Consider the following 26,017-nt stretch of genomic DNA (forward strand, 5'->3'; position numbering starts at 1 on the left):
TAGGATGGAAGTCAAAGCTGTTTTTTTTGATATCGATGGAACCTTGGTCAACGATCGCAAGAGTGTTTTGAAATCCACTAAGGACGCGATTAAAATTGTCAAAGAACAAGGGGTGCTAGTTGGTGTAGCGACAGGGCGAGGACCTTTTTTTGTTAAGGAATTGATGGACGATTTGGATCTGGATTTTGCGGTAACCTATAATGGCCAGTATATCTTTAATAAAGAAAGAGTCTTGTTCACGAGCCCAATTTCCAAGCTACATTTGCGCCATCTCATTGCGTATGCTAAAAAAGAGGGCAAGGAGATTGCCCTAGGGACCAAGGATGCCATGTTGGGTTCCAAAATCATGTCTTTTGGTTTGGGTTCTTTTTCCCAACGAATCAGTCGCTTCGTTCCCTCTGTTTTAACTCGGACAGTGAGTCATTCCTTTAATCGTATGGTCAGCAAGGTTGTTCCCCAAAAGGAAGAAGACCTGCTTCATCTGATGAATCAGCCTATCTACCAAGTTTTGATGCTGATGACACCAGAAGAATCTGAGAAGGCGGCAGCTGATTTTGAAGACTTGAAATTGACACGTAGCAATCCTTTTGCAGCAGATGTCATCAATCAAGGAAACTCTAAATTGGAAGGCATTCGACGAGTTGGGAAAGAATATGGCTTTGACCTCAACCAAGTCATGGCCTTTGGTGACTCAGATAACGACCTAGAAATGCTGGCGGGTGTCGGTATGTCGGTCGCTATGGGAAATGGTAGTAGCAGTGTTAAGGAAGTTGCTAAGCACATTACCACCAGCAATCAGCAAGATGGAATCCACAAGGCCCTGGAACATTTTGGTGTTTTGGCTTCAGAAAAAGTTTTTGTCAGCCGTGACTATCATTTCAATAAGGTCAAGACTTTCCACCACATGATGGATGAACGAACCCAAGAAGAACCTCGAGCTTGGGATTTAGAAGGTGCAACCCACAGGGCTGGCTTTAAAATAGAAGAATTGGTGGAGTTTGTTCGAGCTGCCAGTCCCTCTGAAGAGGACTTTGGTCAAGCTCTATCGCAACTTCATCAAGCTCTTGATAAGGCGGCAGATAAAGTAGCCAAGAAGACGCCTGCTCAGCAAGATTTGATAGGTCAGGTGGATGCCTTGATTGACACGCTTTACTTTACCTATGGTAGTTTTGTTTTGATGGGGGTGGATCCAGAACGTATTTTTGATATTGTCCATCAGGCCAATATGGGGAAAATTTTTCCAGATGGCAAGGCTCATTTTGATCCAGTGACCCATAAAATCTTAAAACCAGATGATTGGGAAGAAAAATATGCTCCAGAACCTGCTATTAAAAAGGAACTGCAGCGCCAACTCAAGGCTTATGAACGCCATAAAGAGAGAAATAAATCGTAAACAAAAAGGAGCTCTGGGCTCCTTTTCTTCGTGATTATAAGGTTTTTTCTTGTTCTCTCACCACCAGCAAATCGACCTTAGCATGGCGGAGGATGTATTCAGATGAAGAGCCGACCAAGAGGCGTTCAAAGGCGTTGAGACCCGTTGCGCCAACGAGGATGAGATCCACTTCTTCAGCATCGGGAATAGTACGTGCCAGTAGGGTCTTTGGATTTCCCATTTCAATGACAATATGAACATCTGCCACACCAGCATCTTTAGCACGTTTTTCGTACTCTTTCATCAGACTCTCAGCGTCGACTTGGAGTTCTTCGTAAACTTCAGCATCAAAGGTGGATACGCTTTGGAGAGCGCGTGTGTCAATGACATGTGCGATGGTGAGTTTAGCATCGTTTCGTAGAGCAGAATGAACTCCCTTGACAAAAGCCAAGTCCGCTTCCTTAGAACCATCGATTGCGACCATAATATTTTGGTAACGTTGTGCCATAATGAAACCTCCTGAAATTTTCTTACTATAATTGTAAACCTTTTCACTATAGAAGTAAAGCAAAAAAAGTATTTTTTAAAATAATGTTAGCGCTTAAAATCTATATAAATATATGATAAAATCAAAGAAAGGATAGCAGGAAAGAAGTGAAGGGAGGGAGAATGATGAAAAACTCTTTTCAAAAATCAAATTTCCTTTATTATGGAATTATCCTAGTGTCGATCTTGGTAGAAGTTATCATGATCTGGCAATTAGAGAGACTGATCCCCCTTCTTTATCCAGGTTTTATCGGCTTTTTAGTCTTTCATGTACTCTACCATCTACTCTTATTTCTAGTTGCAAAAAGAAGTGGGCGTTGGGATTACTTGATGACATGGGGGCTTTTTCTCATGTTTAATCTTCTTTATGATTCCTTTTTAGGCTTGCTTTTTCTTGGTTTATCTTTTGGTATGTGATGTGACTTTCGCAAAATACCTGCTATCTCCCCTGTCTTGACCTCGCTTTTAGCGAGGTTTTTCTTCTGTAGGATTTTAATAACACATTTCAGTAAACTTGTCGCAATCCCTTTCTAGTGGTATAATGTTACTATCTCGATGAATTGAGGAAACAAGATGAAAGAATATAACAAGTCTAGTAAGTTAGAGCATGTTGCTTATGATATCCGTGGTCCTGTTTTGGAAGAAGCCATGCGAATGCGAGCAAACGGAGAAAAGATTTTACGTCTGAATACAGGAAATCCAGCAGAATTTGGCTTTACAGCGCCAGACGAGGTCATTCATGACTTGATTATGAATGCGCGTGATAGTGAAGGTTACTCTGACTCCAAAGGGATTTTCTCAGCCCGTAAGGCCATCATGCAGTATTGCCAATTGAAGAAATTTCCAAACGTAGATATTGATGATATTTACCTTGGAAATGGTGTCAGTGAGCTGATTGTCATGTCCATGCAGGGACTTTTGGACAATGGAGACGAGGTCTTGGTGCCAATGCCAGACTATCCTCTCTGGACAGCCGCTGTCAGCCTGGCTGGGGGAAATGCTGTTCACTATATCTGTGATGAAGCTGCAGAATGGTACCCAGATATTGACGATATCAAGTCAAAAATTACTTCCAATACTAAGGCGATCGTCCTTATCAATCCAAACAACCCAACTGGGGCCCTTTATCCGAAGGAACTTTTGCTGGAGATTATTGAGATTGCCCGCCAAAACGATTTGATTATCTTTGCGGATGAAATCTATGACCGCATGGTTATGGATGGACATGTGCATACGCCTGTGGCTAGTTTGGCACCAGATGTTTTCTGTGTCAGCATGAATGGTCTATCAAAATCTCACCGTATTGCTGGTTTCCGTGTGGGTTGGATGGTCTTGTCTGGACCTAAGACACATGTTAAAGGCTATATCGAAGGGCTCAATATGCTGTCCAATATGCGCCTTTGTTCCAACGTTTTGGCCCAACAGGTTGTACAAACTTCCTTGGGTGGCCACCAGTCAGTCGATGAATTGCTCCTTCCCGGTGGACGAATCTACGAGCAAAGAAATTTCATCTACAATGCTATTCAAGAGATTCCAGGTCTCTCTGCGGTTAAACCTAAGGCTGGACTCTATATCTTCCCTAAAATCGACCGCAATATGTACCGTATTGATGATGATGAGCAGTTTGTTCTTAATTTCTTGAAGCAGGAAAAGGTTCTTTTGGTTCATGGTCGAGGTTTCAACTGGCAGGAACCAGACCATTTTCGTATCGTTTACCTTCCTCGTGTTGATGAACTAGCCCAAATCCAAGAAAAGATGACTCGTTTCTTGAAACAGTATCGCAGATAGGGCTTACATTCGAAAAAGCTGGAAACATTTGCCTAGAGCTATTGACAAAAGTAAAAGAATCAGATAGAATAGTAAAGTATGTTTAGTAACTGATCACTTTATAGCCGGCTAAACGAATACAAAATCTATGAGGAGGTATTCATCGTGAAACGTACTTATCAACCAAGTAAACTTCGTCGTGCGCGCAAACACGGATTCCGTAACCGTATGTCAACTAAAAACGGTCGTCGCGTATTGGCAGCTCGTCGTCGTAAAGGACGCAAAGTTTTGGCTGCATAATCCAAACTAACTATATCAAAAATCAGTAGGAACTCGAGTCTACTGATTTTTATTTTTGTAAAAAAGTACAAAAAGCTTTATATTTTCGCTTGGATAGTGTATAATATTTCACATACTGTAAAAATGGAGAATAATCATGAAGAAATCAAAAGTTATGCTTTTTGGAGCTATGGCTTTGACAGCAGGTCTAGCTTTAGCAGCGTGTGGATCATCTCAATCAAGTAATGCAGACAAGACTTACTCTTATATCTTTGTCAATAACCCAGATACCTTGGATTATATTACCTCTACCCGAGACTCTACATCTAGTATCACAACCAACTTGATTGATGGTTTGTTGGAAAATGACCAATATGGCAATCTCATTCCATCTATGGCTGAGTCATGGACGGTGTCAAAAGATGGTTTGACCTACACTTATAAGATTCGTCAGGGAGCTAAATGGTACACTTCTGAAGGAGAAGAGTATGCGGATGTAACAGCTCATGACTTTGTGACTGGTCTCAAGTATGCGGCTGATAAAAAGGCTGAAAACTTGTACTTGGTACAAGACTCTATCAAGGGTCTAGCAGATTATGTTGAAGGAAAATCATCTGATTTTGCAACTGTTGGTGTTAAGGCGGTGGATGATTACACGCTACAATACACTCTCAACCAACCTGAGACTTATTGGAACTCTAAAACAACAGCAAGTATTCTTAGTCCGGTAAACGAAGCCTTCTTGAAGTCTAAGGGAGATGACTTTGGAAGTGTGACACCATCAAGTATCTTGTCAAATGGTCCTTACTTGTTTAAGTCCTTCACATCAAAATCTTTGATTGAGTTTGATAAAAACCCTAACTACTGGGATAAGGACAATGTCAAAATTGAGAAAGTGAAACTTTCTTTCTTTGATGGTTCTGACCAAGACAGCATTGCTAGAGGTTTCTTGGATGGTAACTATACAGACGGCCGTATTTTCCCAACAAGTTCAGTCTTTGCTGAACTCAAGAAGGGAAACGAGGACAAGATTACCTACACACCACAAAACTCAGTTACTTTCTATTATCTTTTCAACGTGAATCGTCAAAGCTACAAGCAAACTATGAAACAGTCTGATAAGGAAAAGACAGATTCACGTGCAGCTATGCAGAATAAAGATTTCCGTCAGGCTATCAACTTTGCCTTTGATCGTCATGCTTATGCAGCACAGACAAATGGTGAAGATGGAGCAGACCGTATCTTGCGTAACACGATTACACCAAGTAATTTTGTCCAAGTTGGTGATAAGAACTTTGGTGACATTGTCAATGAAAAAATTGTCAACTACGGTAAAGATTGGGCAAATATCAACCTAAACGATGGTAAACAAGCCTTCTTGAATCCTGAAAAGGCCAAAGAGAAGTTTGCGAAGGCCAAAGAAAGTCTGCAAGCTCAGGGAGTAACTTTCCCAATTCATTTGGATATGCCAGTTGACCAGACTGCTAAGTTAGATGTACAACAGGCCGGTTCTTTCAAACAAACAGTAGAAGAAACACTTGGTAAGGAGAATGTGGTCATTGACGTTATCCAACTTTCTCCGGATGAAAAAGACCAAGCAACCTACTTTGCAGATACAGCAGAACAAAAAGACTACGATATTGACATTTCAGGATGGGGTGGAGACTACTCAGATCCTAAGACTTACCTAGATATCCTTGATCCAGAGACAGGTTCTCAGTTGAAAAACATGGGCTTGTCTGAAGGAAAAGACAAGGAAGTTAAGGACAAGATTGGTCTTGCTGACTACAAGAAACTCTTGGATCAGGCAGACGCAGAAATCACAGATACTCAAGCTCGCTATGAAAAATATGCTGAAGCCCAAGCTTGGTTGACAGATAGCGCCCTCTTCCTACCAGTTCAAAGTGGTGGAGCCAACCCAATCTTCCGTAAGACTGTGCCGTTTACAGGTCCATTCTCATTCGTTGGTCATAAAGGAAATGCGGACAACTACAAATATGTTGAATTGCAAAAAGAGCCAGTAACCGCTAAACAGTACCAAGAACTCTATGAAAAATGGTTAAAAGAAAAAGCTGAGTCAAATAAAAAAGCTCAGGAAGATTTAGCTAACCACATTCAATAATATGCCTAGTCATGCTTTTCAGTAAAGCATAGTAACTGTATTCAGAAAAAAAGCCTTACCAGACGCTTCTTGGTTCTGGTAGGGCCTTTTCTTTATTCTTTTAAGTGATATGAGTAGCTAGCGACAACGACGTCCTGGTGCCAACGAAGGGCGTATTTGAGTTTGAGACTCATCTGATTGTGCAGGATATTTTGCCAAGGTTTATTGGGGATAAACTGGGGAACGAGGACAGTGACTGTATAGTTCTTTTTCTGAGCTTCCTCGGAAATTCGTTTGACATACTTGACAGTAGGGGTAATGATATCGCGGTAGCTGGTCTTGATATTTTTCAGAGTAATGGTTGGGAAGTAATCGGCAAATTCTTGGAGAATTTCTTGGTCTTTCTCTGCTGTTTCCTTTGTAGAAATGTGTATGGCTAAGACTTCGTCACCGATACTTTGGGCATAGTTAATGGCTCCGACGCTGACTCTGGTAACATTTCCTACTAGGACGAGGACAAGATTGCCATCGTAGGTACGTTTTTCGATTCCTTCATAGAGTCGCAGTTGTTGGGCTACTTTTTGGTAATGACTGTGAATTGCTAAGAAGAGTAGGGTGAGTACGAGAATAATCGGGAAGAAGGGCCAGATATCACTGAGACGGAAAAAGAGCAAGATTAGCACGATAGCGTAGCAAATGATAGCTCCAAGGATATTGGCAAGGGCAGGTTTTAAGAAATTTGCCCCTTTTTCTTTTTTCCAATGGCGAATCATCCCAGTCTGAGAAAGGGCAAAGGGAACGAAGACCCCGATAGTATAAAGGGGAATCAAGCGTTCTGTATTGCCATTAAAAATGAGAAGAAGAATCATAGCCCCAAAAGCCAGAGTTAAAATTCCATTAGAGTAGCCTAGGCGGTCTCCTTTTTCCATAAAGAGATGGGGCATGTATTTGTTTTTAGCCATATTGTAAGCCAGCATAGGGAAGGCCGAAAAGCCAGTATTTGCAGCTACGGCCAAAATCAAGGCTGTGGAGAATTGGAAGATATAATACCCAAGGTGGCCTAAGAAGGAAGTGCCAAGGATGCCTTGAGCCATCTGTGAAAGAATAGTTTCTCCGTGTTGAGGTATAATCCCCATCCAGTAGTTTAGGAAGGTGATACCAGCAAAAAGAAAACCTAAAATCAGTGACATAATGGTCAAGGTTTGAGCGGCATTCTTTTCTTTTGGACCCTTGAAAAAGGGAACGGCATTTGAAATAGCTTCAACCCCTGTCAGAGAGGCAGATCCGCTGGTAAAAGCTCTTAGAATGAGAACGATAGACAGGCTCGGAACAGCATGCCCAATAGGTGAAGTTGCCTGATAGCTGAGAGAACCTGTAACTAGTTGAAAGATTCCATAGAGCAAGAGAAAGACAGTACTGATGATAAAGAGATAGACAGGAATCATCAGTGAACTGGCAGATTCTTTTAAGCCCCGTAAGTTCAAGAGCATGAGCAAGCAAACCAGAAAAATGGAGATGTGGAGGTTGTAAGGGTGGAGAGCAGGGAGAGCTGCTGTGATAGCATCAGCTCCAGAAGCAACAGACACCGCTACGGTCAACATATAGTCAACCAGAAGACTACCTCCAGCAATCAAGCCAAGCTTGGGAGATAGATTTTCTCGGGTAACCATATAGGCCCCTCCCCCTTGAGGGTAGGCATGGATGATTTGACGGTAGGAAACGGTCAGGCTAGCTAGGAGTAGGAGGACAAAGAGGCCGATAGGAAGGCTCCACCATATAGCTAGTGGAGAAAGACTAGCCAAGACCAGGACTACTTGCTCAGGTCCATAGGCGATGGAGGAGAGAGCGTCGCTTGACAACATGGCTAGTGCCTGCATTTTTCCCAGTAGTCCCCCTTCGCCTTCGGTTAAAGACTTAAGAGGACGACCGATAAAGGTATGTTTTAATTTTGTAAACATGGTATTTTCCTTTACTGAAAATTTCAATAAGTGCTATTATACTGCTTTGAAAAAATAGCGTCAAGAGACGACAATAGATTTTAGAATATTTTTTACAGATGAGGAGAGAGGGCAGTTTTTTGGTATAATAGAAGATAGAAAACGAGGTTAGAAGAGATGATTTTTGATACACATACTTAGAGTGTTTGGAGTGCAGTTTAAGGACTCATGATATTATTGAGGCACAAATTAACCATAGAACTAACCAAAGGAAAGTTAAAGTAGCAAACAAAAAGAGGAATTCATTGAGAGTTCCTCTTTTAATCTATATTTTTGACAATTTCATTGAACAAAGAAATTATTTTTAATTTTTTTGTGTGAGATAAATCTGAGATGTTATCGATCAATGTAGTTATAGGGACGTAATTATTTGAGAGTGGGAAATTAAAGAAGTCTTCTACGGTCATTCCTAAAGCAGTAAGCACTTTTTCAAGTGTGTGTATTTTAAAATCATATTTCATATTCTCAATGTTTTGTATTGCTTTAACACCTAGCCCTGCTTGATTGGATAATTGTTCTTGACTAAGATTCTGTTCTTTTCTACATTCTCTTATACGCACTGCTATGTATTTTTGTAATTGATTAGCTTCCATCCGTAATTTCCTCTTTTGTACTATTCTACTATCCTTTATATGATTTTTTAAGTACAGTTAACTGTCCAAAATATCAATATAGTATAGCGAACTATACAATTTTGTGTTAAAATAGATAAAAAACAATACAATAGGAGTGTAGTCTTATGTTAGTATATTCTGCTGCAACTGCAAAAGCGTATAGTGTTTACCATAAAACTAAGGTTATGAGCACCAGTCAAAAAGAACAATTATATAGAGCTTTTAAAAAGTATGCTATAGAGGAATTTAAAAGAACCGAAAAGTTAATGAGTTATAACTATGATGGAAGAACTAAATTTTTCTCTAGAAATGTATTTAATGCTAGTTTTTATAGTTTTTATCAATCTAGATATTTCAGAGATACACCTTTATATGATAAATTACCTACTTGGCTTTATTTTAATACTGGAAAAGATGTAGAAACAATATGTAAAAGAACTATAACATTAATAAAAGCTGCTGGCTATAAAGCAGAATATAATTATAAAAATGGTATCACAATGTGGAAAGTTAAAAAGTAGAATGGTAGGAAAATAACATGAGTTTTGGCTTATTGAATGATTTTTTACAAACAAGTAAAGAAGAACGCGTAGAAGTATTGTATCGCTATCTTGTGAATGGTGAAAGTGGATCGTTTATCGCAGAGGATTTTTATAGTAATAAAAATTATGCATGGAAAATATCTGCTATTACACAAGGATATTGTGAAAAAGGCGGTAAAAATCGTGGTAAAATTTCGGTTACTAAAGCTGAAATTAAATTTTTTGTTGAATCCTATCCAACTGGTACCTACGATACAGGATTGACTATTTCAGACTGGTTGGAACAAAGTAAAACACAAAAGATAAAGCAGAGTGTACCTCCTTTAACTGGTACTTTGGGGGATGCGATTGACTCAATGAATAATATTATTTATACTCCTCAAAGGACGAGTGAGGGAAATGATAAGATTTTAAATTATATTTATTCGCAAGGATTGGGTTTTGCATCAGAATATAAGTATTCAATTGTTTTAAAAGGAGATTTAGATAAAAAAGCATCTGAACTAGAAGGCTTTTTGCAATCCTCATTCAATCATATATATTATGTCGCAGTTTTTGATGATTATCTTGTTTATATTTTGGGAGCATTGGATCGGTCTAGTACAGATTTACTAATTCCGTTTAAAGAAATTGAAAAGTTTGTTTCAAAGGAAGAAGAAGGATCACAATTGTTCGAGGTTGATTTACTGTATAAAGGGAAGACAGTATTTGGAAATAATTATCGAGTCACATTGCCATTTGTAAATTATAAAAATGAAAGTAATGAGGTATTATATTTTATATTGACCTTGCAATATGAAAATTGGAGGTTAAATGGCCAAAAAAATTATAGTAGTCAACTACCGAAAATAAGGAAGCAACTAGGAGCGAATGCGACTAATTTTATTGGAGCTATTTTATATCGATACTTACATGACGGATTATCCATTGACTCAATAGTAAAGGAAATTTTTTCCAAAGATAAATGGAGAAATGGGCTAAAAGCTATTGTAAAGTTACTCTTTTTTGATTATCGTTTGCAAGTTTCAGATAAAGGTAAACTAAAGGAAAAGACATTAAGTCCAGTAGATTTTGAAAGATTCGTTGAACATTTTTATAATGGCATTCGAGTTGATAAAGAAGAAATGTATGGAGGACAACCATCGCAAGGTGGCTTATATGTTTTAGAACGTTTTTTTGAGGATAGATAATAATATGACTAATTATCGCGATCTTCGTTTCCCAAAACAATTCGGTGATTTTTCAGAATCTTTGGTAATGTATATTTTAGGATTAAATAATTGGTCAGTTGCTCTCATTGATCACGTTGGTGCAGATGTAATAGCTGTCAGAAGGACTGGAGAGTTCCAAAGACTAGCCATTTCTGTGAAGGGAAGGAATTTTCCAGACACGGAAAGTAAATCATTTGATTTTGATAGGAATAACATAAACAAATTGAAAGACACAGCTAATATGCTAGGGATGGTTCCAGCAGTTTCATTTGTATTTGTTGATACACAGGAAGGTATAAGAAAAATCAGAATTATTATGGCTGAGTTAAGTACGTTAGAATGGTTAGCAGAGAATCCAGAAGCATACTTTGTTAATTATAATAGTAAACATGGAATACAAATTAAATTTACACAGTCACAAAGAACAAACCATTTGGAAAATATTAAACAAACATCCAATATTTTTTATTCAGAGTTAGTGTTTAATGATGATAATGTTTTTCAGTGATTGAATTTAATATATTTATGTGTGAGTTAACCAGTCAGTGGTGTATGAAAGTCCATAAATTGGTGAATGATTATGAATTTTTTATGATATATATAGCGAGTAAAATGCATGGCAGTTATACGATTTTGTATAACTGCTATTTTTTTATACATCTGACTGTTTCTATCTAAAATGACTACTAAGTTTTTTCCACTGACGATAGCGTAAGAAGACAAACTATGTATGGTTGGTAAATCCCAAAGGAGGTACCAACCATATGGTAGATTTAACAAAAGTAGAACAACGTAGAGAAAAAGCGATTCGAAGAGCTGTATTATCTGGTGATTGGACTAAGGTAGATAACTTATTAAACCAGCCCTATGAGAATTCATGTAGAAAAGATCGTTCTTATGGTCTGTGTAGTTTAGACAGTAGTTCAATTGATAAAGGTTCTTTATTAGATACGATAGCAGATGATAGTGATGCATTATCTCTCTTAATTAAAAAAGAAGAAATTGCTATTATAAACGATGCTATTGAGAGTTTGTTGAGCGACAGAGACAGAGAAATTCTGTTTGGAGTTGTTTTTGATAATAAATCATTCTCGTATCTTGCAAAAGAAGTTTGAATGGTTCGGATGCTGACGGTCATAGAAATTATAGACATTGAGAAAGCAATTGTATACGGAGAATACCGTAACCAGCTTAGTTCGACTGCAAAAGACATTGAAGTTGTTGAAATGTAATGAAAAATTCTAGGGCTATATCTTAAAACCTTCTGATAAGAATATATATACATTGAAGGTTATAAGGAATTTTTGTTGTATAAACAAAAGAAATATGTGGAAGCTATGTAGTTATGTTATAATTAAGCTGTGCCACATAGCTTTCCTTTGCTTTAAAAGTACAAGGAGATGAAATGATTTTTAGCGGACTATGAGAAGTTGCAAAAAGCTAAGGATAATTTCATTAGTAGAGAGAAACTTAATCAAATTCATCTGTAGATGCTAACCAAGTACTAACCAAAGTGAATAGAAACTAGAGGAAATATAGGGAAGTATAGAAGAAAGAAACTCTTTTCTTCTGGTAGTTAAGGAATATTGAGGAAAGAGAAGGAAATATAGTATGGATATTTTTGATACACATACACACTTGAATGTAGAAGAATTTGCAGGTCGTGAGGCAGAAGAAATTGCCTTGGCTGCTGAGATGGGTGTGACACAAATGAATATTGTTGGTTTTGATAAACCGACGATTGAGCGTGCCCTAGAGTTGGTAGATGAGTACGACCAACTCTACGCAACTATTGGTTGGCATCCTACAGAAGCTGGAACCTACATAGAGGAGATTGAAGCCTACTTGCTTGACAAGCTCAAGCATCCAAAGGTAGTTGCCTTGGGTGAGATTGGTTTGGACTACCATTGGATGACAGCGCCAAAAGAGGTACAGGAGCAGGTTTTTCGCCGTCAGATTCAGCTATCTAAGGATTTGGATTTGCCTTTTGTTGTCCATACCCGTGATGCGCTGGAAGATACTTATGAAATTATCAAGAGTGAGGGCGTTGGTCCTCGAGGTGGTATCATGCACTCATTTTCGGGGACGCTTGAGTGGGCAGAGAAGTTTGTCGAGCTTGGCATGACCATTTCCTTCTCAGGAGTGGTGACTTTCAAGAAGGCAACTGACATCCAAGAAGCAGCTAAAGAGTTACCTTTGGACAAGATTTTGGTAGAGACAGATGCGCCTTACTTGGCTCCTGTTCCTAAACGGGGTCGCGAAAACAAAACAGCCTATACTCGCTATGTAGTGGACTTTATAGCTGATTTGCGTGGGATGACGGCAGAAGAGCTAGCGGAGGTAACAACTGCAAATGCAGAACGAATTTTTGGATTGGACAGCAAGTAATGAAAGAGAAAATTTCCCAAGTTATCGTGGTCGAAGGGCGCGATGATACGGCCAATCTCAAACGCTATTTCGATGTAGAGACCTATGAGACTCGAGGTTCTGCCATCAATGACCAGGATATAGATCGGATTCAGCGCCTGCACCAACGTCATGGAGTCATTGTCTTTACAGACCCAGATTTTAATGGGGAGCGGATTCGCCGCATGATTATGACGGCCATTCCAACAGTTCAGCATGCCTTCCTCAAACGAGATGAAGCTGTTCCCAAGTCCAAGACCAAGGGACGTTCCCTGGGAATTGAGCATGCCAGCTATGAAGATTTGAAAACGGCTCTAGCTCAGGTCACAGAACAATTTGAACATGAAAGTCAGTTTGATATCAGTCGTAGCGACTTGATCCGACTTGGTTTTCTAGCAGGAGCAGATAGCCGTAAGCGACGAGAATATCTAGGAGAGGCTCTCCGAATTGGCTATTCCAACGGCAAGCAACTCCTCAAGCGCTTAGAGTTGTTTGGAGTCACCTTGGCAGAAGTGGAAGAAGCTATGAAATCTTATGAGAATAGTTAAGCAAACCCCAAATACAAGGGGAATGTGTTACAATAGAAGTAACAGATAATAGAAAAGAGAATAGATGAGAATTGCAGATTATAGCGTGACCAAGGCAGTGCTAGAGCGTCACGGTTTTACCTTTAAAAAATCCTTTGGGCAAAATTTCCTGACGGATACTAATATCCTTCAAAAGATCGTGGATACGGCTGAAATTGATGACCAGGTCAATGTTATCGAAATCGGGCCAGGGATTGGTGCCTTGACGGAGTTTTTGGCTGAGCGTGCGGCTCAAGTCATGGCCTTTGAGATTGACCACCGTTTGGTACCGATTTTAGCAGATACCTTGCGTGATTTTGACAATGTGACCGTAGTCAACGAGGATATTCTTAAGGTTGATTTGGCGCAACATATCCAGAATTTCAAAAATCCTGATTTGCCAATTAAGGTAGTGGCTAACTTGCCATACTACATTACGACGCCTATTCTCATGCACTTGATTGAAAGTGGCATTCCTTTTAGTGAGTTTGTGGTCATGATGCAAAAAGAAGTGGCAGACCGCATTTCAGCCCAGCCAAACACCAAGGCCTACGGTAGCTTGTCGATCGCGGTGCAGTATTATATGACAGCCAAGGTTGCCTTTATCGTGCCTCGTACGGTCTTTGTGCCAGCGCCAAATGTGGACTCAGCTATTTTGAAAATGGTGCGCCGTCCAGAACCAGCTGTAGCAGTGGAAGACGAGAACTTCTTCTTTAAGGTTGCCAAGGCAAGTTTCACCCATCGCCGCAAGACCTTGTGGAATAACTTGACAGGTTACTTTGGCAAGACTGAAGAGGTCAAGGACAAGCTGACCAAGGCTTTGGATCAGGCAGGCTTGTCACCAAGTGTGCGTGGGGAAGCTCTCAGCTTGGCAGAATTTGCCAGTCTAGCAGACGCGCTTAAAGGGCAAGGACTCTAATATGCAGGGACAAATTATTAAAGCCTTGGCAGGCTTCTACTATGTAGAGAGTGATGGCCAGGTCTATCAAACACGCGCGCGTGGAAATTTCCGTAAAAAAGGCCATACTCCTTACGTTGGGGACTGGGTAGATTTCTCTGCCGAGGAAAATTCAGAAGGCTATATTCTCAAGATTCACGAACGGAAAAACAGTCTGGTCCGTCCGCCCATTGTCAATATTGACCAAGCTGTGGTAATTATGTCCGTCAAGGAACCTGATTTTAACAGCAATTTGCTGGATCGTTTCTTGGTTCTCTTGGAACACAAGGGTATCCATCCCATCGTCTATATTTCCAAAATGGATTTGTTGGAAGATAGAGGAGAACTGGATTTTTATGAAAAGACTTATGGTGACATCGGCTATGACTTTGTGACCAGTAAAGAGGAACTCCTGCCCTTGTTAACAGGCAAGGTGACAGTCTTTATGGGGCAGACGGGCGTTGGGAAATCAACTCTTCTCAATAAAATCGCACCAGACCTCAATCTTGAAACGGGAGAAATCTCAGACAGTCTAGGTCGCGGGCGCCATACCACTCGAGCTGTTAGTTTTTACAACCTTAATGGGGGTAAAATCGCAGATACACCAGGTTTTTCATCCTTGGACTATGAAGTATCAACGGCGGAAGACCTCAATCAGGCCTTTCCAGAGATTGCTAGTGTTAGCCGAGACTGCAAATTCCGTACCTGTACCCATACCCATGAGCCAGCTTGCGCGGTTAAGCCTGCTGTAGAAGAGGGTACCATTGCGTCCTTCCGTTTTGAAAACTACCTGCAATTCCTCAGTGAAATTGAAAATCGTAGAGAAACCTATAAAAAGGTCAGCAAAAAAATTCCAAAATAAGGAGAAACCTATGTCTCAATACAAGATTGCTCCGTCAATTCTGGCAGCAGATTATGCCAACTTTGAACGTGAAATCAAACGCCTAGAAGCAACTGGGGCAGAATATGCCCATATCGATATCATGGATGGTCACTTTGTACCACAAATCAGTTTTGGTGCAGGTGTGGTCGAAGCTCTTCGCCCTCATAGCAAGATGGTTTTCGATTGCCACTTGATGGTGTCAAACCCTGAGCATCATTTAGAAGACTTTGCGCGTGCAGGTGCGGATATCATCAGTATCCATGTGGAGGCGACACCTCATATCCATGGTGCCCTCCAAAAAATTCGTTCACTCGGTGTCAAGCCATCAGTTGTTATCAATCCTGGTACGCCTGTTGAGGCTATCAAGCACGTCCTTCACCTAGTTGACCAAGTCTTAGTCATGACAGTTAACCCTGGCTTCGGTGGTCAAACCTTTCTACCAGAGACCATGGATAAGGTCCGTGAGTTGGTTGCTCTTCGTGATGAAAAAGGCTTGAACTTTGAAATCGAAGTGGATGGCGGGATTGATGACCAAACTATTGCTCAAGCCAAAGAAGCTGGTGCGACCGTTTTTGTAGCAGGTTCCTATGTCTTTAAGGGAGATGTCAATGAGCGAGTACAAACTCTCAGAAAACAACTGGACTAGGGTTGCCGTTTTTGCTGGCGGAGACCGTGGTCACTACCGGACGGACTTTGATTGCTTTGTCGGTGTGGATCGAGGCTCACTCTGGGTCTTGGAAGAAAACCTTCCTCTTACTCTAGCAGTTGGAGATTTTGATTCTGTCAGTGCAGAAGAGCGACAGGTGATTCAAAAACATGCCCAGTATTTTGTCCAAGCTCAACCAGAAAAAGATGATACCGATTTGGAATTGGCTCTCTTGACCATCTTTGAACAAAATCCTCAGGCTCAGGTCACTATTTTCGGTGCTTTGGGTGGCCGTATTGACCATATGCTGGCCAATGTTTTTCTGCCTAGCAATCCCAAGTTGGCTCCCTATATGCGTCAGATAGCGATTGAGGATGGGCAAAACTTGATTGCCTATTGTCCAGAAGGGACCAGTCAGCTAGAACCCCGTTCAGACTACGACTATCTAGCCTTTATGCCAGTTCGAGATAGCCAGCTGACCATTCTTGGTGCCAAGTATGAGTTGACAGAGGAAAATTTTTTCTTTAAAAAAGTGTATGCTTCTAACGAATATATAGATAGGGAAGTTTCGGTAACTTGCCCAGATGGCTATGTGGTCGTGCTGCATAGCAAGGACAGGAGGTAGGATGGAAAGTTTACTTGTTCTATTATTGATTGCCAACCTAGCTGGTCTCTTTCTGATTTGGCAAAGGCAGGATAAGCAGGAAAAACATCTCAGCAAGAGTTTGGAGGATCAGGCAGATCACTTGTCAGATCAGTTGGATTACCGCTTTGAACAAGCCAGACAAGCCAGCCAGTTAGACCAAAAAGACTTGGAAGTGGCTGTCAGCGACCGTTTGCAAGAAGTGCGAATAGAATTGCACCAAGGTCTAACTCAAGTCCGTCAAGAAATGACAGATAATCTCTTGCAAACTAGAGACAAGACCGACCAACGCCTTCAAGCCTTGCAGGAATCAAATGAGCAACGGTTGGAACAAATGCGCCAAACGGTCGAGGAAAAACTAGAAAAGACCTTGCAGACGCGCTTGCAGGCTTCCTTTGAGACAGTTTCCAAGCAACTGGAGTCGGTCAATCGTGGCCTTGGAGAAATGCAGACAGTTGCGCGTGATGTCGGAGCTCTCAACAAGGTTCTCTCTGGAACCAAGACACGAGGAATTCTGGGAGAATTGCAACTGGGACAAATCATCGAGGACATCATGACCCCTGCCCAGTATGAACGAGAATACGCAACGGTTGAAAACTCTAGTGAACGAGTGGAGTATGCCATCAAGTTACCCGGACAAGGCGACCAGGAATACGTCTACCTACCAATTGACTCTAAGTTTCCACTGGCTGATTATTACCGCTTAGAAGAAGCCTATGAGGCAGGGGACAAGGATGAGATTGAACGCTGTCGTAAGTCGCTCTTAGCAAGCGTCAAGCGCTTTGCCAAGGATATCAAGAGCAAGTACATAGCACCACCTCGGACGACCAATTTTGGAGTTTTGTTTGTTCCGACAGAAGGTCTCTACTCAGAAATCGTCCGCAATCCGGTCTTCTTTGATGATTTGAGACGGGAGGAGCAGATTATTGTCGCAGGTCCAAGTACTCTGTCAGCCCTTCTCAATTCCCTATCAGTTGGTTTCAAAACTCTCAATATTCAAAAGAGTGCAGACCATATCAGTAAGACCCTAGCCAGTGTCAAGACGGAGTTTGGCAAGTTTGGTGGTATTCTGGTTAAGGCACAAAAGCACCTCCAACATGCCTCTGGCAATATTGATGAATTATTAAACCGTCGTACCACAGCTATCGAGCGGACGCTCCGTCACATTGAGTTATCAGAAGGTGAGCCTGCGCTTGATCTACTCCATTTCCAAGAAAACGAGGAAGAATATGAAGATTAGTCACATGAAAAAAGATGAGTTGTTTGAAGGCTTTTACCTAATCAAATCAGCTGACCTGAGGCAGACACGAGCTGGGAAAAACTACCTAGCCTTTACCTTCCAAGATGATAGTGGCGAGATTGAAGGGAAGCTCTGGGATGCTCAACCTCATAACGTTGAGGCCTTTACCGCAGGTAAGGTTGTCCACATGAAAGGGCGCCGAGAAGTTTATAACAACACCCCTCAAGTTAATCAAATTACTCTTCGCCTGCCTCAACTGGGCGAACCCAATGATCCAGCTGATTTCAAGGTCAAGTCGCCAGTTGATGTCAAGGAAATCCGTGACTATATGTCGCAAATGATTTTTAAAATTGAAAATCCTGTTTGGCAAAGGATTGTCCGAAATCTCTACACCAAGTATGATAAGGAATTTTACTCCTATCCAGCTGCCAAGACCAACCATCATGCCTTTGAAACGGGCTTGGCCTATCATACGGCGACCATGGTGCGTTTGGCAGATGCTATTAGCGAAGTCTATCCTCAACTCAATAAGAGCCTGCTCTATGCGGGGGTTATGCTACACGACTTGGCTAAAGTCATCGAGTTGACAGGGCCTGATCAGACCGAGTATACAGTACGAGGCAATCTTCTTGGGCATATCGCTCTAATTGATAGTGAAATTACTAAGACAGTGATGGAGCTTGGCATCGATGATACCAAGGAAGAAGTCGTTCTGCTTCGTCACGTCATCCTCAGTCACCACGGCTTACTTGAGTATGGAAGCCCAGTCCGTCCACGCATTATGGAAGCAGAGATTATCCATATGATTGACAATCTGGATGCAAGCATGATGATGATGTCAACTGCTCTTGCTTTGGTGGACAAAGGAGAGATGACCAATAAAATCTTCGCTATGGACAATCGTTCCTTCTATAAACCAGATTTAGATTAATAATTTAAGAAAAATGAGCATTTTTTAGGATAAGAATGTTCGTTTTTTTATGTGAATATGGTATAATAGATAAAATATCAAAATTAAATGAAGTGGGAAATAGAAATGAAATTAAGAAGAAGTGATCGGATGGTTGTCATTTCCAACTATTTGATTAATAATCCTTATAAACTAACTAGTCTCAATACTTTTGCTGAAAAGTATGAATCTGCTAAATCATCCATCTCAGAGGATATCGTCATTATCAAACGCGCCTTTGAGGAAATTGAAATCGGTCATATCCAGACAGTAACTGGTGCTGGTGGTGGTGTCATTTTCACACCATCAATCTCAAGCCATGATGCCAAGGAAATGGTTGAGGACTTGCGTGCCAAGTTGTCAGAAAGTGACCGTATCTTGCCAGGTGGCTATATCTACCTGTCTGATTTGCTTAGCACACCAGCCATCTTGAAAAATATTGGTCGCATTATTGCCAAGAGCTTTATGGACCAAAAAATTGATGCGGTTATGACCGTAGCGACTAAGGGTGTTCCACTTGCAAATGCAGTTGCCAATGTCCTCAATGTTCCCTTTGTTATTGTGCGACGTGACCTGAAAATTACCGAAGGTTCAACTGTCAGCGTCAACTATGTATCAGGTTCAAGTGGTGACCGCATTGAGAAAATGTTCCTTTCAAAACGTAGTCTCAAGGCAGGCAGCCGTGTCTTGATTGTGGATGACTTCTTGAAAGGTGGCGGAACTGTCAATGGGATGATCAGCCTTTTGCGTGAGTTTGATTCAGAATTGGCAGGTGTAGCGGTCTTTGCGGATAATGCTCAAGAAGAACGCGAAAAGCAGTTTGACTACAAGTCACTCTTGAAGGTAACCAATATTGATGTCAAGAACCAAGCCATCGATGTTGAGGTTGGTAATATCTTTGACGAAGATAAATAAGAGATAGAACTAAAGGTTGGAACGATTGTCCCAGCCTTTCTTTGCAAATAGAATAGAAGGAAACTTATGAAAACACCATTTATCAATAAAGAAGACTTAGAAAAGATTGTTGCCGAGTTCCCGACTCCCTTTCACTTGTATGATGAGAAGGGAATTCGTGAGAAGGCAAGAGCCGTCAACCAAGCCTTTTCGTGGAACAAAGGCTTTAAGGAATATTTTGCAGTTAAGGCTACTCCAACACCAGCTATTTTGAAAATTCTCCAAGAGGAAGGCTGTGGTGTGGACTGCTCTAGTTATGTGGAGCTTTTGATGAGCCATAAACTGGATTTCCCTGGTTCTGAGATTATGTTCTCTTCAAACAACACGCCAGACAAGGAATACGCCTATGCGCGTGAATTGGGTGCGACCATTAACTTGGATGCATTTGAAGATATTGAACATCTAGAGCGAGCAGCAGGCATTCCAGAAATTATCTCTTGTCGTTACAATCCTGGAGGCGTTTTTGAGCTAGGAACAGATATTATGGATAATCCTGGAGAAGCCAAGTTTGGCATGACCAAGGACCAGCTCTTTGAAGCTTTTGCCATCTTGAAGGAAAAAGGAGCCAAGACTTTTGGGATTCACTCCTTCCTAGCGTCCAATACCGTGACCCATCTCTATTATCCAGAGTTGGCGCGTCAGCTTTTTGAATTGGCTGTTGAAATCAAGGAAAAGTTGGGTATTTCGCTAGACTTTATCAATCTTTCTGGCGGTATTGGTGTTAACTATCGTCCAGACCAGGAGCCGAACGATATCGCCTTGATTGGTGAGGGAGTTCGTAAGGTGTATGAAGAGGTCCTTACGCCAGCAGGTCTTGGTCAGGTCAAGATTTTCACTGAATTGGGTCGTTTTATGTTGGCACCTCATGGGGCTCTAGTCACAAGAGTCACTCATAAGAAGGAAACCTACCGTACCTATCTAGGTGTGGATGCATCAGCAGTCAACCTCATGCGTCCAGCCATGTACGGCGCCTACCACCATATTACCAATATGACTCATCCAGAAGGACCAGCTGAAGTAGTAGATGTGGTTGGTTCACTCTGTGAAAACAATGATAAATTTGCAGTGAATCGCGAACTGCCTCATACAGAAATCGGTGATTTGCTGGTAATTCATGATACAGGTGCCCACGGATTTTCAATGGGATACCAGTACAACGCCAAACTTCGTTCTGCGGAAATCCTCTATACCGAAGAAGGTAAAGCCTGTCAAATCCGCCGTGCGGAGCGCCCTGAGGACTATTTTGCAACCTTATATGGCTTTGATTTTGAAGAATAAAATGATAAGTAATTGAAAATGAAATTGAAAAACAGATTGCTTTCTAAAAAATAGGCAAAAATCTTGTTTTTCCTTCAAGTCGTGATATAATAAAACTATAAAACGTTTTCAAGGAAGGTAACGATATGTCTGAAGAAACAATTGATTATGGACAAGTGACAGGAATGGTGCATTCGACAGAAAGTTTTGGGGCGGTAGATGGCCCTGGTATTCGCTTTATTGTCTTTTTGCAGGGCTGTCACATGCGTTGCCAGTATTGCCACAACCCAGACACTTGGGCTATGGAGTCCAATAAATCACGTGAACGGACGGTAGATGATGTTTTGACAGAGGCCTTGCGCTACCGCGGTTTCTGGGGGAATAAGGGTGGAATTACAGTCAGTGGAGGAGAAGCCCTCTTGCAGATTGATTTCTTGATTGCCCTTTTTACCAAGGCCAAAGAACACGGAATCCACTGTACCTTGGATACCTGTGCCCTTCCTTTCCGTAATAAACCACGTTACCTTGAGAAGTTTGACAAACTCATGGCTGTCACTGACTTGGTCCTCTTGGATATCAAGGAAATCAACGAAGAACAGCACAAGATTGTCACTAGCCAAACCAATAAAAATATCTTGGCCTGTGCTCAGTATCTATCAGATATTGGAAAACCTGTCTGGATTCGCCACGTGCTAGTTCCAGGATTGACAGACAGAGACGATGACCTGATTGAACTTGGGAAATTCGTCAAGACCCTCAAAAATGTGGATAAGTTTGAAATTCTACCTTATCACACCATGGGTGAATTCAAATGGCGTGAATTGGGAATTCCATATTCCCTCGAAGGAGTCAAACCACCAACAGCAGACCGCGTTAAGAACGCTAAAAAACTCATGGATACCGAAAGTTACCAAGACTATATGAAACGTGTACATGGATAAAAAAGAAGCCTGATGGAAACATCGGGCTTTTGATACTCAATGAAAATCAAAGAGCAAACTAGGAAGCTAGCCGCAGGCTGCTCAAAACATGGTTTTGAGGTTGTGGATAGAACTGACGAAGTCAGTAACATATATACGGCAAGGCGAAGCTGACGTGGTTTGAAGAGATTTTCGAAGAGTATGACTTGCAAAAAGACTTAGCAAATCAGCTAAGCCTTTTTCTTCTTATCTCGAACGTTGTTTTCCAGCGTTGCGATTTTTGTGTTTTTTCTTGCTTGTGATAGCAGTTGGTTGTTCAGGGGTAACGTCTTTTCGTCCACTTGGTGTAGAGAAAGCACGTGCTTTTGGTGGGTTCTTGGCTAGTTCTTCACGGACTTTTTTGCGAAGTTTTGGACGAACGATATAGTTGACGATAAACTGTTGGAGAATCATCATGAAACCACCGACAACCCAGTAAAGTGTGACACTGGCTGGTGAGAAGAGGGAGAAGACGACGATCATGAGTGGGCTCATGTAAATCATTTTCTTAATCTGTTCTCTTTGCATTTCATCTTCTACTCCGTGAAGTGAAAGGAGCGATTGAAGATAGTAAAGGACACCTGCGCAGGCAACCAAAATCATACTTGGAGAACCTAGAGGAATGCCTAGGTAGCTTGCTTGAGCAACTCCTTCAGTATGTTGGGCAGCAAAGTAGATTGCAGAGAAGAAAGGCATTTGAAGGAGGATAGGGAAACATCCTACACCACCAAACATGCTGATGCCGTGTTCTTTTTGAGCGGCAAAGAGAGCTTGTTGGGCTTCTAGTTTTTCTTCTTGAGTTGTTGCTTCCTTGAGACGAGTTTGGTGTGGCTCAAGGACGTGCTTGAGGGCGTTCATCTTTTCAGAGTGAAGCGTTGCCTTCCATGATTGGTAGATACCAAGTGGCAAGATAATCAAGCGCACGATAATGGTAACGATAATGATAGCGACACCGAAGCCTAGCCCTTTATCAGTAGCGAAGTACTTGATAGCTTCTCCCATCGGGGCACCCAAGAAATCCCAAACGGGACCGATTGGCTTACCTGTTGCTTTATCAATTTGAACGCAACCTGTCAAGACTAATAGCATAGCTACTCCCATAGCTGAGAGTGCAAAACGTTTAATAGATTTCACTGTTTTTATTCCTTCTTAAAAAATTATACCTTTCTATTCTACTGTTTTTTTACAAAATATACAATAGTTCTAGAGACCTAATTTGCGATTTTGAAGTCAGGGTAGGGAGGAAAGTTGCTCAGTTGGACATCTAAGTAGCTGACTTTTGAAAAAGGTGTGGGTCCTTTGCGGATTTCTTGGATAAATTTTGCCATGGTAGCAGATGAGTCTGCTTGGGCTAAAATTTCTACTGTGCCATCGTCGTTATTCCATACTCGACCTGTGATGCCACCAATTTCAAGTGCCAAGCTGTAAACACCCCAACGAAAGCCGACACCCTGTACCCTACCTTGGGCAATCATTCTAACCTTTTGCATACCAAACTCCTTTGATTGTGTTATAATATTTCTATGACTATTATAACCTCAAAAGCCAATTCTGTGGTAAAAAATGCCAAGAAATTACACCGAAAAAAATACCGCAAGTCTGCTTATTTGATTGAAGGCTGGCACTTGTTTGAAGAAGCTGTTCAAGCTGGAGTGACGATTGAAAAAATCTTTGCTCTAGAAAATTACCAAGAACAGTTAGCTGCTTTTTCGCAAACTGTCTGGGTGTCAGAGGATATTTTGCTAGATTTGGCGGATTCTCAGACTCCACAGGGAATTGTTGCGGTGGTTCAAAAAGAAGAAGTAGGACAAGCTGATTTGATTCAGGGCAAGTTCTTGTTTTTGGAAGATGTGCAAGATCCTGGTAATGTGGGAACTATCATTCGGACTGCGGATGCAGCAGGTTTTACTGGAGTGATTGTTTCAGATAAATCGGCAGATATCTACAGTCTCAAGACCTTACGTTCCATGCAAGGCAGTCATTTTCATCTGCCTATTTACCGGATGTCTAGTCAAGCGCTTCTTAAGGAAACCAAAGAGGCAGGTATCCCAGTGCTGGCAACAACCCTGTCTAAAGATTCTGTTGATTACAGAGAACTGCCTCCTATAGAAAATTTTGTACTAGTCATGGGAAATGAGGGGCAAGGAATTAGTCCCCTTATGGCTGAAAATGCAGACCAGTTGGTCCACATTAGTATGAAGGGGAAGGCAGAGAGTTTGAATGTTGCCGTTGCAGCCGGTATTTTAATTTTCCATTTAAGCTAATTTTAACTTTCTTTGTTATAATCAAGAAAAGACATTCATAGAAAAGGAGAAAAGATGAATCACACTATTATTCACGACCGCGCAGGTCTCAATCAATTTTACGCTAAGGTTTATGCCTTTGTTGGTCTGGGAATCGGATTATCCGCTTTGGTATCAGGCCTTATGTTGACGGTCTTTCAATCTCAGTTGGTTTACTTTTTGATGCAGGGACGTCTCTGGTTGACCATTGCTACTTTTGCAGAGCTAGCACTAGTCTTCGTTGCTAGTAACATGGCCTTAAAGAATAGTCCAGCTGCTCTTCCAGTATTTTTACTTTACTCTGTTTTAAACGGCTTTACCCTTAGTTTTGTGGTGGCCTTCTATACTCCGGGTACAGTTTTATCCGCCTTTGTGTCGAGTGCCCTTCTCTTCTTTGTCATGGCGGCAGTTGGCATGTTCACCAAGAAAGATTTGAGTGGCCTTGGTCGGGCTATGATGGCGGCTCTTATCGGTTTGCTGATTGCCATGGTAGTTAATATTTTCTTGGCTAGCGGTTTCTTTGATTATATGATTAGCGTAGCCATGGTTTTGGTTTTCTCAGGGTTGATTGCTTGGGACAACCAAAGAATTCGTCTCGCTTATGAACAATCACAAGGCCGTGTAGCGACAGGTTGGGTTGTGTCAATGGCTCTCAGTATCTATCTTGATTTTATCAATCTTTTCCTAAGTATTCTACGTATCTTCGGTCGCAATGACTAGAAGGCCCCTAACATCAGTGTTCAAAGGAGCACTGATTTTTTTATATTTGCTCTTTTCTTTTCTTGGAAATAGGTGTATAATGCTTTTAATTAATTTTTTGAGGAGTAGTTTATGAAGAAAAGTTTTATTCACCAACAAGAAGAAATTTCCTTTGTCAAAAACACTTTTACCCAGTATTTGAAAGATAAGTTAGAAGTTGTCGAAGTTCAAGGTCCTATCTTGAGCAGGGTCGGCGACGGGATGCAGGATAATTTATCAGGTGTGGAGAATGCAGTGTCAGTCAAGGTTCTCCAAATCCCTGATGCTACTTATGAAGTGGTGCACTCACTTGCCAAATGGAAACGCCATACTTTGGCCCGTTTTGGTTTCGGTGAAGGTGAAGGTCTTTTCGTCCACATGAAGGCCCTTCGTCCAGACGAAGATTCGCTGGATGCGACCCACTCTGTTTATGTTGACCAGTGGGACTGGGAGAAAGTTATCCCAAATGGTAAGCGTAACATCGCTTATCTAAAAGAAACAGTTGAGAAGATTTACAAGGCTATTCGCCTGACAGAGCTAGCTGTTGAAGCCCGTTATGACATCGAATCTATCTTGCCAAAACAAATTACCTTTATCCACACAGAAGAGTTGGTAGAACGCTACCCAGACTTGACACCAAAAGAGCGTGAAAATGCTATTTGTAAAGAATTTGGAGCAGTCTTCTTGATCGGTATCGGAGGTGAATTACCAGACGGCAAACCGCACGATGGACGTGCACCAGACTACGATGACTGGACAAGTGAGTCTGAAAATGGCTACAAGGGTCTAAATGGCGATATTCTTGTTTGGAATGAGTCTTTGGGTGGAGCCTTTGAGTTGTCTTCTATGGGAATCCGTGTAGATGAAGAAACGCTTCGCCGTCAGGTTGCCATCACAGGTGATGAAGATCGTTTGGAATTGGAATGGCACAAGGCTTTGTTGAACGGCCTATTCCCATTGACAATCGGTGGGGGAATTGGACAATCTCGGATGGCCATGTTCCTACTTCGCAAGAAACACATCGGAGAAGTGCAAACAAGTGTTTGGCCTCAAGAAGTTCGCGATACTTACGAAAATATTTTGTAGAGAATCGAACCGCAAGGTTCGGTTTTCTTTCTCTTTTCGCCC

The 26,017-nt window shown here is 41.3% G+C and carries 28 protein-coding genes; 23 read left to right on the top strand and 5 right to left on the bottom strand.

The features are described from left to right. Positions 1-4: 4 nt before the first annotated feature. Positions 5-1,393, top strand: a complete 1,389-nt coding sequence (locus N8O80_RS04610) for a Cof-type HAD-IIB family hydrolase (RefSeq protein ID WP_261027054.1) — start codon at positions 5-7, stop codon at positions 1,391-1,393. 34 nt (positions 1,394-1,427) lie between these two features. Here N8O80_RS04610 and N8O80_RS04615 read toward each other — a convergent pair whose 3' ends face one another. Further along, entirely contained in the window at positions 1,428-1,880 is a 453-nt protein-coding gene (locus N8O80_RS04615; RefSeq protein ID WP_000079148.1) for a universal stress protein, read from the bottom strand. A gap of 161 nt (positions 1,881-2,041) precedes the next feature. On the opposite strand from N8O80_RS04615, the gene N8O80_RS04620 reads away from it, so the two are divergent. From N8O80_RS04620 to N8O80_RS04635, 4 genes are all read left to right on the top strand, one after another. Further along, a complete protein-coding gene (locus N8O80_RS04620) occupies positions 2,042-2,335 on the top strand; it encodes a hypothetical protein (protein WP_261027055.1) in 294 nt (97 codons plus the stop codon). Between the two features lie 156 nt (positions 2,336-2,491). Next, positions 2,492-3,706, top strand: coding sequence for a pyridoxal phosphate-dependent aminotransferase (locus N8O80_RS04625; protein ID WP_000666462.1), 1,215 nt, complete (start codon positions 2,492-2,494; stop codon positions 3,704-3,706). Between the two features lie 144 nt (positions 3,707-3,850). Beyond that, complete coding sequence (gene rpmH, locus N8O80_RS04630; protein WP_000831905.1) at positions 3,851-3,985, top strand: 50S ribosomal protein L34; 135 nt, start codon at positions 3,851-3,853, stop codon at positions 3,983-3,985. Between the two features lie 136 nt (positions 3,986-4,121). Further along, positions 4,122-6,086: a peptide ABC transporter substrate-binding protein gene (locus N8O80_RS04635; protein ID WP_261027057.1), complete on the top strand. Its 1,965-nt coding sequence runs from the start codon at positions 4,122-4,124 to the stop codon at positions 6,084-6,086. 92 nt (positions 6,087-6,178) lie between these two features. Here N8O80_RS04635 and N8O80_RS04640 read toward each other — a convergent pair whose 3' ends face one another. Both N8O80_RS04640 and N8O80_RS04645 read right to left on the bottom strand, forming a co-directional pair. Beyond that, positions 6,179-8,023 carry an APC family permease gene (locus tag N8O80_RS04640; protein ID WP_261027058.1) on the bottom strand — a complete coding sequence of 615 codons (1,845 nt, stop codon included), beginning with the start codon at positions 8,021-8,023 and terminating at the stop codon, positions 6,179-6,181. A gap of 299 nt (positions 8,024-8,322) precedes the next feature. Then, positions 8,323-8,655, bottom strand: a complete 333-nt coding sequence (locus tag N8O80_RS04645) for a helix-turn-helix domain-containing protein (RefSeq protein WP_020901974.1) — start codon at positions 8,653-8,655, stop codon at positions 8,323-8,325. Between the two features lie 146 nt (positions 8,656-8,801). On the opposite strand from N8O80_RS04645, the gene N8O80_RS04650 reads away from it, so the two are divergent. From N8O80_RS04650 to pflA, 15 genes are all read left to right on the top strand, one after another. Beyond that, a complete protein-coding gene (locus N8O80_RS04650) occupies positions 8,802-9,197 on the top strand; it encodes a hypothetical protein (protein WP_020901975.1) in 396 nt (131 codons plus the stop codon). Positions 9,198-9,214: 17 nt separating this feature from the next. Beyond that, the gene (locus tag N8O80_RS04655; protein WP_020901976.1) at positions 9,215-10,408 is read left to right on the top strand and encodes a hypothetical protein; all 1,194 of its coding nucleotides are present in this window, start codon (positions 9,215-9,217) and stop codon (positions 10,406-10,408) included. Between the two features lie 4 nt (positions 10,409-10,412). Beyond that, positions 10,413-10,937, top strand: a complete 525-nt coding sequence (locus tag N8O80_RS04660) for a hypothetical protein (protein ID WP_020901977.1) — start codon at positions 10,413-10,415, stop codon at positions 10,935-10,937. Between the two features lie 256 nt (positions 10,938-11,193). Further along, positions 11,194-11,544, top strand: coding sequence for a hypothetical protein (locus N8O80_RS04665; RefSeq protein WP_020901978.1), 351 nt, complete (start codon positions 11,194-11,196; stop codon positions 11,542-11,544). Positions 11,545-12,040: 496 nt separating this feature from the next. Then, positions 12,041-12,817, top strand: a complete 777-nt coding sequence (locus N8O80_RS04670; protein ID WP_261027059.1) for a TatD family hydrolase — start codon at positions 12,041-12,043, stop codon at positions 12,815-12,817. Continuing rightward, positions 12,817-13,383 (top strand): ribonuclease M5, encoded by a 567-nt coding sequence (gene rnmV, locus N8O80_RS04675; protein ID WP_120719138.1) that lies wholly within the window; start codon positions 12,817-12,819, stop codon positions 13,381-13,383. Before N8O80_RS04670 ends, rnmV begins: the two co-directional genes overlap by 1 nt. A 64-nt stretch (positions 13,384-13,447) precedes the next feature. After that, complete coding sequence (gene rsmA / locus N8O80_RS04680) at positions 13,448-14,320, top strand: 16S rRNA (adenine(1518)-N(6)/adenine(1519)-N(6))-dimethyltransferase RsmA (RefSeq protein WP_020901983.1); 873 nt, start codon at positions 13,448-13,450, stop codon at positions 14,318-14,320. A gap of 1 nt (position 14,321) precedes the next feature. Continuing rightward, entirely contained in the window at positions 14,322-15,200 is an 879-nt protein-coding gene (rsgA, locus tag N8O80_RS04685; RefSeq protein ID WP_020901984.1) for a ribosome small subunit-dependent GTPase A, read from the top strand. Positions 15,201-15,210: 10 nt separating this feature from the next. Continuing rightward, positions 15,211-15,867 carry a ribulose-phosphate 3-epimerase gene (rpe, locus tag N8O80_RS04690; RefSeq protein WP_020901985.1) on the top strand — a complete coding sequence of 219 codons (657 nt, stop codon included), beginning with the start codon at positions 15,211-15,213 and terminating at the stop codon, positions 15,865-15,867. Next, entirely contained in the window at positions 15,830-16,492 is a 663-nt protein-coding gene (locus N8O80_RS04695; RefSeq protein WP_261027061.1) for a thiamine diphosphokinase, read from the top strand. The genes rpe and N8O80_RS04695 overlap by 38 nt, the downstream gene beginning before the upstream one ends. A gap of 1 nt (position 16,493) precedes the next feature. After that, complete coding sequence (locus N8O80_RS04700; RefSeq protein ID WP_020901986.1) at positions 16,494-17,750, top strand: DNA recombination protein RmuC; 1,257 nt, start codon at positions 16,494-16,496, stop codon at positions 17,748-17,750. Further along, a complete protein-coding gene (locus N8O80_RS04705; RefSeq protein ID WP_020901987.1) occupies positions 17,740-18,681 on the top strand; it encodes a 3'-5' exoribonuclease YhaM family protein in 942 nt (313 codons plus the stop codon). Before N8O80_RS04700 ends, N8O80_RS04705 begins: the two co-directional genes overlap by 11 nt. A gap of 105 nt (positions 18,682-18,786) precedes the next feature. Continuing rightward, the gene (purR, locus tag N8O80_RS04710) at positions 18,787-19,614 is read left to right on the top strand and encodes a pur operon repressor (protein WP_004238844.1); all 828 of its coding nucleotides are present in this window, start codon (positions 18,787-18,789) and stop codon (positions 19,612-19,614) included. Between the two features lie 66 nt (positions 19,615-19,680). Further along, positions 19,681-20,931, top strand: coding sequence for a diaminopimelate decarboxylase (locus tag N8O80_RS04715; RefSeq protein WP_261027062.1), 1,251 nt, complete (start codon positions 19,681-19,683; stop codon positions 20,929-20,931). Positions 20,932-21,056: 125 nt separating this feature from the next. Further along, on the top strand, positions 21,057-21,851 hold the full coding sequence (gene pflA / locus N8O80_RS04720; protein ID WP_020901989.1) for a pyruvate formate-lyase-activating protein: 795 nt from the start codon (positions 21,057-21,059) through the stop codon (positions 21,849-21,851). A 225-nt stretch (positions 21,852-22,076) separates the two neighbouring features. Here the strand turns inward: pflA and yidC are convergent, their stop codons facing one another. Both yidC and N8O80_RS04730 read right to left on the bottom strand, forming a co-directional pair. Continuing rightward, entirely contained in the window at positions 22,077-23,003 is a 927-nt protein-coding gene (gene yidC, locus N8O80_RS04725; protein ID WP_020903084.1) for a membrane protein insertase YidC, read from the bottom strand. A 77-nt stretch (positions 23,004-23,080) separates the two neighbouring features. Further along, entirely contained in the window at positions 23,081-23,359 is a 279-nt protein-coding gene (locus tag N8O80_RS04730; protein ID WP_143952514.1) for an acylphosphatase, read from the bottom strand. 33 nt (positions 23,360-23,392) lie between these two features. Between N8O80_RS04730 and N8O80_RS04735 the strand changes: the two genes are divergently transcribed. The 3 genes from N8O80_RS04735 (at position 23,393) to asnA (ending at position 25,975) form a co-directional block, all read left to right on the top strand. After that, positions 23,393-24,133, top strand: a complete 741-nt coding sequence (locus N8O80_RS04735) for a TrmH family RNA methyltransferase (RefSeq protein WP_261027063.1) — start codon at positions 23,393-23,395, stop codon at positions 24,131-24,133. A 54-nt stretch (positions 24,134-24,187) separates the two neighbouring features. Then, complete coding sequence (locus tag N8O80_RS04740) at positions 24,188-24,871, top strand: Bax inhibitor-1/YccA family protein (protein ID WP_001016903.1); 684 nt, start codon at positions 24,188-24,190, stop codon at positions 24,869-24,871. Between the two features lie 111 nt (positions 24,872-24,982). Beyond that, on the top strand, positions 24,983-25,975 hold the full coding sequence (gene asnA, locus N8O80_RS04745) for an aspartate--ammonia ligase (protein ID WP_000748003.1): 993 nt from the start codon (positions 24,983-24,985) through the stop codon (positions 25,973-25,975). Positions 25,976-26,017 lie beyond the last annotated feature (42 nt).

The organism is Streptococcus mitis, assembly GCF_946190155.1.
GTDB lineage: Bacteria > Bacillota > Bacilli > Lactobacillales > Streptococcaceae > Streptococcus > Streptococcus mitis_CL.